The organism is Serratia sp. SA088 (genome assembly GCF_049065515.1).
Taxonomy (GTDB): domain Bacteria; phylum Pseudomonadota; class Gammaproteobacteria; order Enterobacterales; family Enterobacteriaceae; genus Serratia; species Serratia nematodiphila.
In genome coordinates this window covers 566,053-578,416 of the sequence record NZ_JBAKGW010000001.1, presented here as the reverse complement: position 1 = coordinate 578,416, position 12,364 = coordinate 566,053, and the positions used below count along the sequence as shown (strand labels likewise).

Genomic DNA, 12,364 nt, shown 5'->3' with positions numbered 1-12,364 from the left:
CTGAAACAGACCAACTGCGCATTGCCAACCAAGAACCGAGAATTATCTATTTTTTATCAACGGCAACAACCGATCCAGTTGTTTTTCAACCGCCAGCAACCCCGCCTCGATCGCTTCATCGGCGCGATGGAAATCCAGCGTTGAGATTTGCGGGCAAAAAGGCTGGATCAAGACATCCGGCGGATCGCTCGCCATTCGGTTGCGCTTCAGGCGATTCTCCAGCATTTGAATCGATGTGCTCATAATCTCCATCGCCGTCGGCGCCGTCGCCGGTTTGCGCTTGCGCATTCTGCCGACGCGTTCCCGCAGACGCCCGCGCCAGGTAGCCGCAGGCGCATCGTCCGGGCTTTCTTCCTCGATACGTATCGAGAACAGATCCTGCTGCATCAGGTGCGCGTCATGCTGCAGATCGACCGCAATGACGATATCGGCGCCCATGGCGCGGCAAAGCGACACCGGCACCGGATTGACCACCGCGCCATCCACCAGCCAATAGCCGTCGGCCCATACCGGCGCCAACAGGCCGGGCATGCTGCAGGAGGCGCGTATCGCCTGATGAATATCGCCTTCGGTCAGCCACAGCTCACGCCCGGTACTGAGATTGGTCGTCACGGCACCGAACTTCAACGCACAATCGGCGATATCATTGATCTTCAGCAGCTGTCCGACGGCGTTAAACACCCGCTCGCCCCGCAACAGGCCGCCGCGCTGCCAGGAAAAATCCATCAGGCGAATCACGTCCCAATAGCTGAACGATCGCACCCACTGCTCCATCGCCGGCAGGCGATGGCTGGCGAACGCGGCGCCCACCAACGCGCCGACAGAGCAGCCGGCAACGATATCGACCTCAATCCCCAGCTTCTTTAACGCATTGATCACGCCGATGTGCGCCCAGCCTTTAGCCGAGCCCGCTCCCAGCGCCAGTCCGATCTTGATTTGCCGCATCGCGTCATCCTCTCGGTAAACGGTGTTCTCTGCTTTCAGGGTAGATTGTCACTGACGAATATTGTTAGGTAACATATGCGCTAAATTCATTTTCAGCCTCGTTTTCTCAGGAGTCATTTTGCCCGAATCATGCCCATGCGGCAGCGGACTGGCGTATAACGCGTGCTGCGCCCCTTTTATCAGCGGCAGTCAGCCGGCACCGACGCCCGGCCAACTGATGCGTTCACGCTTCACCGCCTACGTGAATCATAACGTCGACTATCTGATCGCCACCTGGCACCCCGACTGCGGCGCCGAAGCATGGCGCAATGCCATCGTCGACAGTTTTAAGAATACCGAGTGGCTAGGCCTGACGATCGTGGAAGAGAAAGCCGGTCATGAGCCGGATGAAGGCTTCGTCGAATTCATCGCCCGTTTCACCGATGGCGAAAGCGGCGAGCCGCAGACGATGCATGAGCGCTCGCGCTTCCTTCGTCGCGATCAACGTTGGTATTATATCGACGGCACCAAACCCCAGCCCGGCCGAAATGCGATGTGTCCCTGTGGCTCAGGGAAAAAATACAAGAAGTGCTGCGGGCGCTAATCGGCCGGCGCTTCACGTTTACGCCTGCGCAGACAGGCCGTTCAGTATCAGACAGGATCCTCAAACCCATGCCACACCAAAATGTACAACGGAAAGTGTTACGCACCATCTGCCCGGACGCCAAAGGGCTGATCGCCAAGATCACCAACATCTGTTACAAGCACGAACTCAATATCGTCCAGAACAATGAGTTCGTCGATCACCGCACCGGGCGTTTCTTCATGCGCACCGAACTGGAAGGCATTTTCAACGACAACACGCTGCTGGCCGATCTGGACAGCGCTCTGCCGGAAGGTTCACTGCGTGAACTGCACAGCACCGGGCGCCGGCGCATCGTGGTGCTGGTCACCAAAGAGGCGCACTGCCTGGGCGATCTGTTGATGAAAAGCGCCTATGGCGGCCTCGACGTTGAGATCGCCGCCGTAATCGGCAACCACGACACGCTGCAAACGCTGGTGGAGCGTTTCGATATTCCTTTCCATCTGGTGAGCCACGAAGGCTTGACGCGCGAACAGCACGACCGCGAAATGACGGCCAAGATCGATCAATATCAGCCGGATTACGTGGTGCTGGCCAAATATATGCGCGTGCTGACCCCGGCCTTCGTGCAACATTATCCGAATCAGGTAATCAACATTCACCATTCGTTCCTGCCGGCGTTTATCGGCGCACGGCCTTACCACCAGGCCTACGAGCGCGGGGTAAAAATCATCGGCGCCACTGCCCATTACGTTAACGACAATCTCGACGAAGGCCCGATCATCATGCAGGACGTGATCCACGTCGATCACACCTATTCCGCCGAGGATATGATGCGCGCCGGCCGCGACGTGGAGAAAAACGTGCTCAGCCGCGCTCTGTATCAGGTGCTGGCGCAGCGCGTCTTCGTCTACGGCAACCGCACCGTTATTCTGTAATCGTTCAATAAATCGGTGCATTTCGTTCAGGGATGCACCGTCAAGAATAAAAAAACGGCAAACGATTCATTTTCTGCATTTCAATACTTTACACATCCGCTTCATTTGATATGATGCGCCCCGCTTACCGAGACAGCGCTCTCGCAAGCAAGGCCAGTTAAATAGCCATGTATATGGTGGGGTTCCCGAGCGGCCAAAGGGAGCAGACTGTAAATCTGCCGTCACTGACTTCGAAGGTTCGAATCCTTCCCCCACCACCATCTTCTCTCTGCCAGGAGCGAAGACGCAGTAAAGAAACCGGCCAGGTTTCTTCCGGGTAAAACCGGAACAACAATTTGTAAATCCATGAATACCATGGTGGGGTTCCCGAGCGGCCAAAGGGAGCAGACTGTAAATCTGCCGTCACAGACTTCGAAGGTTCGAATCCTTCCCCCACCACCATCCCTTGCAGAAAATCCCCGAACCTAATTAAAAGCACATCACTTCCATAATGCTCCGCATTGGGGAAGGATGAGAAGCTTCGACCAAGGTTCGAGTCTCACGCAGTGAGACAACGCGCTTCAGCGCGGCCCGCAGGGTGAGTCGCGTAGCGACGAATCATCCTTCCCCCACCACCACCTTTTGCAGAAAATTCCAAACCCTACTTAAAACACGTTGCATCCAATGTTCTCGTATCAATAAATCAAGTTATCTCCCCTTATTAACCGCTTTAATCCAGCCGTTTTGTTCCTCTCTCCCAGCCGTAACTTGAACTCCGGCCGACAATTCGCTATACCACTGGCTTCTTTAGTGCAGTAAGGAACAGGTGGATGCGAAACAATATTTGCGTTTTTTGTGGCGCCAGCGAAGGCGTCAATCCCGCTTATGCCGAGCAGGCTCGTCAACTGGGGCAACTGCTGGCCGCACAGGGGCGCCGTTTAATCTATGGCGGCGGCAAAAAAGGATTGATGGGGATCGTGGCAGACGCGGTGTTGGCCGCAGGCGGTGAAGCGGTCGGCATTATCCCCGAGCGCCTGGTTGAAGCGGAAACGGCGCATCGCGGCCTGACTGAATTGGAAGTGGTGCCAGACATGCATACGCGCAAAGCCCGTATGGCAGCGCTGGCGGACAGTTTTATCGCCCTGCCCGGCGGCATCGGCACGCTGGAAGAGCTGTTTGAAATCTGGACCTGGGGGCAAATCGGCTATCACAATAAGCCGGTCGGCCTGCTGAACGTCAACGGATTCTACCGCCCGCTGAGCCAGTTCCTCGAGCACGTCGCCGATCAGGGTTTTATGCGTCACGACTATCTCGGCACCCTGCACATCAGCGAATCGGCACAGACGCTGCTGCAACAGTTTGACGACTATCAACCTAAAAATTACGACCGCTGGGCGAAATAAACCCGCGGCGCAGTCAGCGGTCCTGCCGCTGTCTGCGTTACATTTCCCGCCAAACTCTGCTACTATCACAGCACATTTTTCTCGTGAAAACGGCACCGCTCATGAAGTTTGTCTCTTTTAATATCAATGGACTGCGCGCGCGTCCGCATCAGCTGGCGGCAATTATCGAACAGCACCAGCCCGACGTGATCGGTCTGCAGGAAACCAAAGTTCACGATGACATGTTCCCATTGGAAGAAGTCAGCCAGCACGGCTATCACGTGTTCTATCACGGGCAAAAAGGCCATTACGGCGTGGCGCTGCTGACCAAAGCGGAGCCCCTGGCCGTGCGCCGCGGTTTCCCAACCGATGAAGAAGACGCGCAGCGTCGCATCATCATGGCCGATCTGGCTACGCCGCAGGGCACGCTGACGGTGATCAACGGCTACTTCCCGCAAGGTGAAAGCCGCGACCATCCGATCAAATTCCCGGCTAAAACACGCTTTTATCAGGATCTGCAAAACTACCTGGAGCAGCAGCTGTCGGCGGAATCCCCGGTGCTGATCATGGGTGACATGAATATCAGCCCGAGTGATTACGATATCGGCATCGGCGAAGACAACCGCAAACGCTGGCTGCGCACCGGCAAGTGCTCCTTCCTGCCGGAAGAGCGCGAATGGATGGATCGCCTGCTGAACTGGGGCCTGGTGGATACCTATCGCCACGCCAACCCGGGGCGCAACGACGAGTTTTCATGGTTCGACTACCGCTCCAAAGGGTTCGACGACAATCGCGGCCTGCGTATCGATCTGCTGCTGGCCAGCACCCCGCTGGCTTCGCGCTGCATCGCCACCGGCATTGATTACCAAACCCGCGGCATGGAGAAACCTTCCGACCATGCGCCGGTCTGGGCGGAATTCACGCTGTAACCCCATCCCCCGGCGCTCGCCGGGGTTTTATTCTGTGAAGCCGATGAAAATTATCGACGTAGTAGCCGCCATTCTGGAACAAAATGGGCGTATTTTGCTCGCCCAGCGCGGCGCAGGCAGCGATCAAGCCGGACTGTGGGAGTTTCCCGGCGGCAAGGTTGAAACCGGCGAAAGCCAGCCGGAGGCGCTGACGCGCGAGCTGGATGAAGAATTGGGGATTAGCGCCCGTATCGGCAACTATGTGGGCAGCAATCAGTGGCGGCAAGGCGAACGCATCATCCGACTGCATGCCTGGCGAGTCGCGGAGTTCTCCGGTGAACTGCAACAGCGCTGCCATTCGGCGCTGGTCTGGGTCACGCCGCAACAGGCGCAGGAATACCCCCTGGCGCCCGCTGACGTTCCACTGCTGGCGGATTATCTAGCCGCGCAAGGCGAGGCGCGCTAAGCGCGGTGACAGGTTACATCGTCACTTCTTCAATCGTACCCAAATCAAGGGGTTGGTGCCGATAGTATTAGGCTCACGCACGCACTGCAGCACTTCCCCTTCGACTTTGAGCACCGCCCCCTCGGAATAGTTCTGATTCTGGTAGACGCAACAACGGCTGCAGGGCTGCGCCGACGGCGGATTGTCGCCGCTTTTGGCCGCGCCCCAGATCTCCGGCGAAACCGGTAGCACCACGTCCACATCGCCGCGATTGGCGGCGGCCAGGCCGGAAAACATCAGGGCCGCGGCAGCCAATACACCAGTGAGTCCACGCTTCATTCACTCTTCTCCTGCGCCTTGCCGGCGCTTTTCCTGCGTTTTTTGCCTCCGCTGGAGGGCGGCGGCGGCAATCCACGAAACGCCATGCTCGCCCGGCTCTGCTTGGCCTGATAAATCAGCTCTTGCAGCGTGCCGACCAACGGCTGCATAAAGTCCTGATAGCGGCAGGATTTCTCGCTGATTTGCGTCAGCGTGGCTTCCCAGTTGGCCGTCATATCAGGGCGCGCAGCAAGATCCGGCAGCGAGTGAATCAACGCGCGCCCGGTTTCGCTGGAGTGAATATAGCGTCCCTTCTTGTACAGAAACGCCCGCTTGAACAGCAATTCGATGATCCCCGCTCGCGTCGCTTCCGTACCTAAACCATCGGTCGCCCGCAGGATTTTCTTTAGCGCTTTATCTTGTACGAACCGCGCGATGCCGGTCATGGCCGACAACAGGCTGGCGTCAGTAAACGGCCGCGGCGGCTGCGTCTGGCGCTCCACCACTTCACCGCGCTCGCACAACAGCTCATCATCTTTAGCCACCACCGGCAGCGGCGCACCTTCGTTCTCCTCGTCACGCTCCTTGCTGCCCAGCAGCGTACGCCAGCCGGCCTCCGCCAGGAATCGCGCCTTGGCGATAAATTTGCCGCCGGCGATATCCAGCTCGATCACACATTTGCGGAATACCGCATCCGGACAGAACTGCATCAGATACTGGCGCGCCACCAGCCCATACACGTTCCGCTCATCCTGCGTCAGATTAATCTTGCCGGCGCGGGCGGTGGGAATGATGGCGTGGTGCGCGTCGACCTTTTTATCGTCCCAGCAACGGTTGCGGCGATCGCTGTCGATCACCGGCTGCGGATACAGCTCGGGCTGGTGCACGCTGATGGCGTTCAGCACCGCGTGGCGGCCGGCGAAATGCTCTTCCGGCAGGTAGCGACAGTCGGAACGCGGATAGGTAATCAACTTGTGGGTTTCGTACAGCCGCTGGCAAACGTCCAGCACCTGTTGCGCGCTGAGGTTATAACGCCGGGCCGCTTCGATTTGCAGCGTGGAGAGCGAAAACGGCAGCGGCGCGGTATCCGATTCCCGTTTATCGTTATAAGACGTGACCAGAGCCGGCTGGCCTTCAATGCGCTTGACCACATGCTCCGCCAACGGCCGGTGCAGCAAACGCCCCTCTTCGTCCTGATAAGGCTCGCACGACTCGCTGGGCTGCCACAGCGCCACGAAACGCTCTTCTTTCGGCGTGACGATGTGCGCCTTGACCTCAAAGAAGTCTTTCGGCACGAAGTTTTCGATCTCTTCATCGCGCCGCACCACCAACCCCAGCACCGGCGTCTGCACCCTGCCCACCGACAACACGCCGTCATAACCGGCGTTGCGGCCCAGCAGCGTATAAGCGCGGGTCATATTGATGCCGTACAGCCAGTCGGCGCGTGAGCGCGCAAGGGCGGACACGCACAATGGGATGAAGTCACGGTTGTCGCGCAGGCGTTCAACCGCGCGCTCCACCGCCTGCGGGTTGAGGTCGTTGATCAGACAGCGGCGCACGTTCTGGCGCTTTTCCGCCGTCAAATCCAGGTAGTCCAGCACCTCATCCACCAGCAGCTGCCCTTCGCGATCCGGGTCGCCGGCGTGAACCACTTCATCGGCTTCAAGCAGCAACTTTTTAATGGCGTTGAGCTGTTTGCTGACCGAAGGCCGCGGCTGCAACCGCCATTTTTCGGGAATTATCGGCAGGTCTGCCAACGACCAGCGCGCATAGCGGCTGTCATAGGCGTCAGGCTGAGCCTGCTCCAACAGGTGGCCGACGCACCAGGTCACCACATCATTGTTGCCGCAGGCGATATACCCGTCGCCGCGGCGATGCGGCTTGGGCAATACGTCGGCAATGGCGCGCGCCAAACTCGGTTTCTCGGCTATGAACAGTCGCATTATTCACCGTTTTTCTGGCTGAACGTCATCAAAAATTCTCTTACTTCTGCATAGTTCCCACGGAAGACAATCCGCTGGGCTTTCTTTTCCAACTGATAGCAATACATCGGATCGTAGTACTGCTGCAACAAGGGCGCCAACCACTCGCGGTGCGCGTCACCCTGGCCGCTGAGACGCTGTGCCCGCAGCGCCGCTTCCAGCCGCTGCGTCAGCTGCTGGAAGCGCTCCAGGCCCAACCGGCGGCGAATGGCGAACAGGCCGTGATGCAGATAGTCGTCGTACTGCCGCCAGCCTTCTTCCACGCCATAGGCCTGTTCGAACTGTTCGCGCATCCCGTCGATATATTCGGCCTGCAGGCGTGCCAGGCGAATATCAAACGGATCGTCGATCACCGCCACCGGCGCCTGCTGCATGCCGTTGAACAACGGCAACGGCAGATTGTTGCTGCCGATGATCCGCCCTTCGTCTTCCAGCACCCAACGGCGGCTGCCACCATGCTGTTTTTTCAGCAATAACACAGCCAGACGATTCTCAAAATCGATCTGTGAGCTTTGCCCCGCCAGCGTTCGGCCAAAAGATGAACCGCGATGGCGCGCCGCGCCTTCCAGATCGACGCCGTCGGCCAGTTCGTTGACCAGCAGCGTCTTGCCGCTGCCGGTATTGCCGCCCACCAGGGCCATCGGCAATGCCGCGCTTTGCGCCAACACGCCGAGCAGATAATTGCGCAGCGCCTTATAACCGCCAGTGATACGTGGGTACTCGACGCCGGCCTCATGCAGCCATTGCTGCACCAGCTGTGAGCGCAGCCCACCACGGAAGCAGTAAATATAACCTTCGGGTCGCTGCGCACAGGCCGCCAGCCAGGCGGCGGTGCGCTGTTCGCGCAGTTTGCCGTTCACCAGGCTGTGGCCGAGCGCAATCGCCGCTTGCTGACCATGCTGTTTATAGCAGGTGCCCACCGCCTGCCGCTCGCTGTCGACCATCAGCGGCAGGTTCACCGCCTGAGCGAAGGCGCCTTGCTGAAACTCGATCGGCGCACGCACGTCAATCAGCGGCACGTCCTGCAGAAAAATGCGTTGATAATCGGCGCTGTCCGGCCTGCCTTGCATCTTGGACACTACACAACCTCGATCAGCGGTTTACCTGCCTGTGCGGCATGCAGCTCACCGATAGGATTGAGCGTGATGCCGTGCTGCTCGGCAATCGCCAGCACCTGCGCCTGCGCCTCCGGCAATACCGCCAACAGCAAACCGCCGGAGGTTTGCGGATCGCACAGCAGCTGACGCTGCAAATCGCTCATCTCGCCCACCAGATGGCCGTAACTGTCGAAGTTGCGCCCGGTGCCGCCCGGCACGCAGCCCTCGGCGATGTACGCCTCGACGTGCGGCAGTTTCGGCACCCGATCGAACCAGACCGTCGCCTGCAGACCGGAGCCCTGACAAACTTCGCTCAGGTGGCCCAACAGGCCAAAGCCGGTGATATCGGTCATCGCCGTGACGCCCGCCACTTCGGCAAAGTCGGCGCCCGGCTTATTCAGGCGGCACATCACGTCCGTCGCCAGCCCTTGATGTTCAGGGCGCAGCTTGCTTTGCTTCTCGGCGGTCGTCAGCACGCCAATGCCCAGCGGCTTGGTCAGATAGAGTTGCGCCCCGGCCTGTGCGGCGCTGTTCTTTTTCACTCGCTCGGTATTGACCACGCCAGTGACCGCCAGGCCGAAGATAGGTTCCGGCGCATCGATGGAATGGCCGCCGGCCAGCGCGATCCCCGCCTGCTGGCAGGCGAAACGCCCGCCGTCGATCACCTGCTGCGCCACCTCCGGCGGCAGTTTAGCGATTGGCCAGCCGAGAATGGCGATCGCCATGATCGGTTTGCCGCCCATGGCGTACACGTCGCTGATGGCGTTAGCGGCGGCGATACGGCCGAAATCGAACGGATCGTCGACGATCGGCATGAAGAAGTCGGTAGTGCTGATGATGCCGACGCCGTTGCCGATGTCATACACCGCCGCGTCGTCGCGGGTTTCATTGCCGACCAACAGACGCGGATCGACAAATTTTTCCCGCTCGCTGTGCAAGATGGTTTCGAGAACTTTCGGTGAGATTTTGCAGCCGCAGCCAGCGCCATGGCTGTACTGGGTTAAACGGATCGCTGGCGATGTCATAGTCCACTCCCTTCGGTAACGGCACTCAAGATAACATAGGGTAGCGCTTGCCGAGGGGATTGATAAGAGCGCGCCGCGGATAAGCGAGCGGCCTGCTCAGAAACCATGCAATTTTGCGGGGTTTGGCGCATTTTCGCCGCGCCCCTTTGGAAAAAACTTAGAAATAGCTGACGAAAGGCGTGCTGTCCGGCGGCGTCACTTTAGTGGCGGCCTTCAGCTGCGGCGTGCCCAGATAGAGGAAACCGACGATCTCATCCTGCTCGCGGCAACCGAAGGCTTCACGCACCAGCGCATGCTCGGTCCAGGCGCCGGTGCGCCAGATGCCGTTAAAGCCCTGCGCCAGCGCCGCCATCTGCATCGCCTGCACGGCGCAACCGGCGGAAACCACCTGCTCCCAGCGCGGCACCTTGGTCTCTTCAGTGCAATGCGCGATGACGGTGATGATCAGCGGTGCGCGGAACGGCGCCTTGGTGGCTTTTTCGATCGCCGCTTCATCCAACTGATCCTGCTTCGCCGCCGCCTGCAGCAGCTGACTGAAGCGCTCCAGGCCCTGATTCTCGATCATCACGAAACGCCACGGCTGCAGCGCACCGTGATCGGGCGCACGCAGGCCCGCGTTGATGATGTTTTGGCGCACTTCCCCCGCCGGCGCCGGTTCCGCCAGGCGCGAAGCCGAGCGACGATTCAATAAAAGATCCAGAGCATCCATCGTAAACTCCTGATAACAATTTTCATTCCGGCCACGTTAACATAGCTAAACGGCGAGTTACAGCCTCGGCGATAGCGTCTGTGTGCCACGATTTAAAGCTGACATTTACCCGGCCGCTCATTAGGATAGCGGAACATTCTCGACTCTTGTTGGAGAGCACATGCGCACATTGTGGCAAATTATTGCCGGCATTTTCCGGTGGACATGGCGTCTGCTGAATTTTATCAGGGAACTGATCCTTAACCTGTTCCTGGTCCTGCTGATCCTGGTTGGGGTTGGCATCTATCTGTCCTTCCAAAGTTCCTCCACCTCGACGGCCCCGGCGCGCGGCGCGCTGTTGGTCGATTTAAGCGGCGTGGTGGTCGATCAGCCTTCGGTAAACAACCGGGTGCGGCAATGGGGGCGTGAACTGTTGGGCGCCTCCAGCAGCCGCCTGCAGGAGAACTCGCTGTTCGACGTGGTGGACAGCATCCGCAAGGCCAAAGACGACAAAAACATTACCGGCATGGTGTTGCAGCTGAATGACTTCGCCGGCGCCGATCAGCCGTCGCTGCGCTATATCGGCAAAGCGCTGCGCGAGTTCCGCGACAGCGGCAAACCGATCTTCGCCATCGGCGACAGCTACAACCAAACGCAATACTACCTGGCCAGCTACGCCAACAAGGTCTTCCTGTCACCGCAGGGCGCGGTCGATCTGCACGGTTTCGCCACCAACAACCTGTACTACAAGTCGTTGCTGGACATGCTCAAGGTCACCACCAATATCTTCCGCGTCGGCACCTATAAATCGGCGGTCGAACCGCTGATCCGCGACGATATGTCCCCGGCGGCGCGCGAAGCGGACAGCCGTTGGATCGGCGGCCTGTGGCAGAACTACCTGGAGACCGTGGCCGCCAACCGCCAACTGACGCCGCAGCAGCTGTTCCCGGGCGCAGCCGGCGTGCTGAGCGGCCTGCAGGCGGCCGGTGGCGACACCGCCCGCTATGCGCTGGACAATAAGCTGGTGGACGAGCTGGCGTCGCGCACCGCGATCGAAAATCAGCTGGTCAAGACCTTCGGCTGGGACAAACAGGCGAACGATTTCAACGCCATCAGCATCTACGACTATCAGCCGAAGCCGGACGCCAACCAGGGCGGCAAGATCGCCGTGGTGTTCGCCAACGGCGCCATCATGGACGGCCAGCAGACGCCGGGCAACGTCGGGGGGGATACCACCGCCGCCGAGCTGCGCCAGGCGCGTCTGGATCCGGCCGTCAAGGCCGTGGTGTTCCGCGTCAACAGCCCAGGCGGCAGCGTCAGCGCGTCCGAAGTGATCCGCTCCGAGCTGGCCGCCGTGCGCGCCGCCGGCAAACCGGTGGTGGTGTCGATGGGCGGCATGGCCGCATCGGGCGGCTACTGGGTCTCGACGCCGGCCGACTATATCATCGCCAGCCCGAGCACCCTGACCGGTTCTATCGGCATTTTCGGCATCATTAATACCTACGAGAAAACCCTGGATACGCTGGGTGTGCACACCGACGGCGTGGCGACCTCGCCGCTGGCCGATATCGCGGTCACCAAGGCGCTGCCGCAGGAGTTCTCGCAGATGATGCAGCTGAATATCGAAAACGGGTATAAGAACTTCCTCGATCTGGTCGCCAAATCACGCAAGATGACCCCGCAGCAGGTTGACCAAATCGCGCAGGGCCACGTCTGGCTCGGCAGCGACGCCAAGGCCAACGGCCTGGTCGATCAGTTGGGTGATTTCGACGACGCGGTGAAGAAAGCCGCCGAGCTGGCAAAGCTGCAGCAGTGGCAGCTCGACTGGTTCGTCGATACCCCAAGCCTGAGCGATATGGTGCTCAGCCAGTTTGGCGTTTCCATTCACGCCATGCTGCCGGCCGCGATTCAGGCCATGCTGCCCGCCCCGCTGGCTTCGGTCGCCAACGCGGTGAAAGAACAACCTGGCTTGTTCAATAACCTGAACGATCCGCAAAACCGTTATGCGATCTGTCTCACCTGCGGAGAAGTCCGCTAACAAATAATTCTGCAGCCCGGCCACCGCCGGGCTTTTTTTCTGCCGCCATGTCCCTAT

The 12,364-nt window shown here is 59.5% G+C and carries 12 protein-coding genes, 2 tRNA genes and 1 other RNA gene; 9 read left to right on the top strand and 6 right to left on the bottom strand.

Annotated elements, in window-relative coordinates:
• Window positions 1–42 precede the first annotated feature (42 nt).
• Entirely contained in the window at window positions 43–945 is a 903-nt protein-coding gene (gene rssA / locus ACOWVD_RS02875; protein WP_015378095.1) for a patatin-like phospholipase RssA, read from the bottom strand.
• Between the two features lie 118 nt (window positions 946–1,063).
• Between rssA and ACOWVD_RS02870 the strand changes: the two genes are divergently transcribed.
• From ACOWVD_RS02870 to ACOWVD_RS02835, 8 genes are all read left to right on the top strand, one after another.
• Window positions 1,064–1,528 carry a YchJ family protein gene (locus ACOWVD_RS02870; RefSeq protein WP_004932183.1) on the top strand — a complete coding sequence of 155 codons (465 nt, stop codon included), beginning with the start codon at window positions 1,064–1,066 and terminating at the stop codon, window positions 1,526–1,528.
• A gap of 68 nt (window positions 1,529–1,596) precedes the next feature.
• Window positions 1,597–2,445, top strand: coding sequence for a formyltetrahydrofolate deformylase (purU, locus tag ACOWVD_RS02865; RefSeq protein WP_004932187.1), 849 nt, complete (start codon window positions 1,597–1,599; stop codon window positions 2,443–2,445).
• Between the two features lie 175 nt (window positions 2,446–2,620).
• Window positions 2,621–2,705: transfer RNA gene (locus tag ACOWVD_RS02860), tRNA-Tyr, on the top strand.
• A gap of 96 nt (window positions 2,706–2,801) precedes the next feature.
• Window positions 2,802–2,886, top strand: a tRNA-Tyr gene (locus ACOWVD_RS02855).
• Window positions 2,887–2,934: 48 nt separating this feature from the next.
• Window positions 2,935–3,062: non-coding RNA, RtT sRNA (locus tag ACOWVD_RS02850), on the top strand.
• A gap of 192 nt (window positions 3,063–3,254) precedes the next feature.
• The gene (locus ACOWVD_RS02845; RefSeq protein WP_004932190.1) at window positions 3,255–3,827 is read left to right on the top strand and encodes a TIGR00730 family Rossman fold protein; all 573 of its coding nucleotides are present in this window, start codon (window positions 3,255–3,257) and stop codon (window positions 3,825–3,827) included.
• 101 nt (window positions 3,828–3,928) lie between these two features.
• A complete protein-coding gene (gene xthA / locus ACOWVD_RS02840; RefSeq protein ID WP_004932192.1) occupies window positions 3,929–4,735 on the top strand; it encodes an exodeoxyribonuclease III in 807 nt (268 codons plus the stop codon).
• A gap of 43 nt (window positions 4,736–4,778) precedes the next feature.
• Window positions 4,779–5,180, top strand: a complete 402-nt coding sequence (locus tag ACOWVD_RS02835) for a pyrimidine (deoxy)nucleoside triphosphate diphosphatase (protein WP_021503849.1) — start codon at window positions 4,779–4,781, stop codon at window positions 5,178–5,180.
• A 21-nt stretch (window positions 5,181–5,201) separates the two neighbouring features.
• Here ACOWVD_RS02835 and ACOWVD_RS02830 read toward each other — a convergent pair whose 3' ends face one another.
• The 5 genes from ACOWVD_RS02830 to ACOWVD_RS02810 all read right to left on the bottom strand — a co-directional run bounded on the left by ACOWVD_RS02830 (window position 5,202) and on the right by ACOWVD_RS02810 (window position 10,290).
• Window positions 5,202–5,498, bottom strand: a complete 297-nt coding sequence (locus ACOWVD_RS02830) for a YnjH family protein (RefSeq protein ID WP_004932195.1) — start codon at window positions 5,496–5,498, stop codon at window positions 5,202–5,204.
• Window positions 5,495–7,420 carry a DNA topoisomerase III gene (locus ACOWVD_RS02825; RefSeq protein WP_004932196.1) on the bottom strand — a complete coding sequence of 642 codons (1,926 nt, stop codon included), beginning with the start codon at window positions 7,418–7,420 and terminating at the stop codon, window positions 5,495–5,497. The genes ACOWVD_RS02830 and ACOWVD_RS02825 overlap by 4 nt, the downstream gene beginning before the upstream one ends.
• Window positions 7,420–8,529 (bottom strand): tRNA 2-selenouridine(34) synthase MnmH, encoded by a 1,110-nt coding sequence (mnmH, locus tag ACOWVD_RS02820; protein ID WP_172575159.1) that lies wholly within the window; start codon window positions 8,527–8,529, stop codon window positions 7,420–7,422. Before mnmH ends, ACOWVD_RS02825 begins: the two co-directional genes overlap by 1 nt.
• Window positions 8,530–8,537: 8 nt before the next feature.
• Window positions 8,538–9,581 carry a selenide, water dikinase SelD gene (selD, locus tag ACOWVD_RS02815; RefSeq protein ID WP_016927479.1) on the bottom strand — a complete coding sequence of 348 codons (1,044 nt, stop codon included), beginning with the start codon at window positions 9,579–9,581 and terminating at the stop codon, window positions 8,538–8,540.
• Window positions 9,582–9,738: 157 nt separating this feature from the next.
• Window positions 9,739–10,290, bottom strand: a complete 552-nt coding sequence (locus tag ACOWVD_RS02810; RefSeq protein ID WP_004932204.1) for an NAD(P)H nitroreductase — start codon at window positions 10,288–10,290, stop codon at window positions 9,739–9,741.
• A gap of 160 nt (window positions 10,291–10,450) precedes the next feature.
• Between ACOWVD_RS02810 and sppA the strand changes: the two genes are divergently transcribed.
• Window positions 10,451–12,307, top strand: a complete 1,857-nt coding sequence (gene sppA / locus ACOWVD_RS02805; protein ID WP_004932207.1) for a signal peptide peptidase SppA — start codon at window positions 10,451–10,453, stop codon at window positions 12,305–12,307.
• The last annotated feature ends 57 nt before the right edge of the window (window positions 12,308–12,364 follow it).

What these genes read in the sequence shown, in the direction of transcription:
- rssA (WP_015378095.1), bottom strand. Translation starts at nt 945, where the DNA reads ATGCGGCAAATCAAGATCGGACTGGCGCTGGGAGCGGGCTCGGCTAAA.
- purU (WP_004932187.1), top strand. Translation starts at nt 1,597, where the DNA reads ATGCCACACCAAAATGTACAACGGAAAGTGTTACGCACCATCTGCCCG.
- ACOWVD_RS02845 (WP_004932190.1), top strand. Translation starts at nt 3,255, where the DNA reads ATGCGAAACAATATTTGCGTTTTTTGTGGCGCCAGCGAAGGCGTCAAT.
- xthA (WP_004932192.1), top strand. Translation starts at nt 3,929, where the DNA reads ATGAAGTTTGTCTCTTTTAATATCAATGGACTGCGCGCGCGTCCGCAT.
- ACOWVD_RS02835 (WP_021503849.1), top strand. Translation starts at nt 4,779, where the DNA reads ATGAAAATTATCGACGTAGTAGCCGCCATTCTGGAACAAAATGGGCGT.
- ACOWVD_RS02830 (WP_004932195.1), bottom strand. Translation starts at nt 5,498, where the DNA reads ATGAAGCGTGGACTCACTGGTGTATTGGCTGCCGCGGCCCTGATGTTT.
- ACOWVD_RS02825 (WP_004932196.1), bottom strand. Translation starts at nt 7,420, where the DNA reads ATGCGACTGTTCATAGCCGAGAAACCGAGTTTGGCGCGCGCCATTGCC.
- mnmH (WP_172575159.1), bottom strand. Translation starts at nt 8,529, where the DNA reads ATGCAAGGCAGGCCGGACAGCGCCGATTATCAACGCATTTTTCTGCAG.
- selD (WP_016927479.1), bottom strand. Translation starts at nt 9,581, where the DNA reads ATGACATCGCCAGCGATCCGTTTAACCCAGTACAGCCATGGCGCTGGC.
- ACOWVD_RS02810 (WP_004932204.1), bottom strand. Translation starts at nt 10,290, where the DNA reads ATGGATGCTCTGGATCTTTTATTGAATCGTCGCTCGGCTTCGCGCCTG.
- sppA (WP_004932207.1), top strand. Translation starts at nt 10,451, where the DNA reads ATGCGCACATTGTGGCAAATTATTGCCGGCATTTTCCGGTGGACATGG.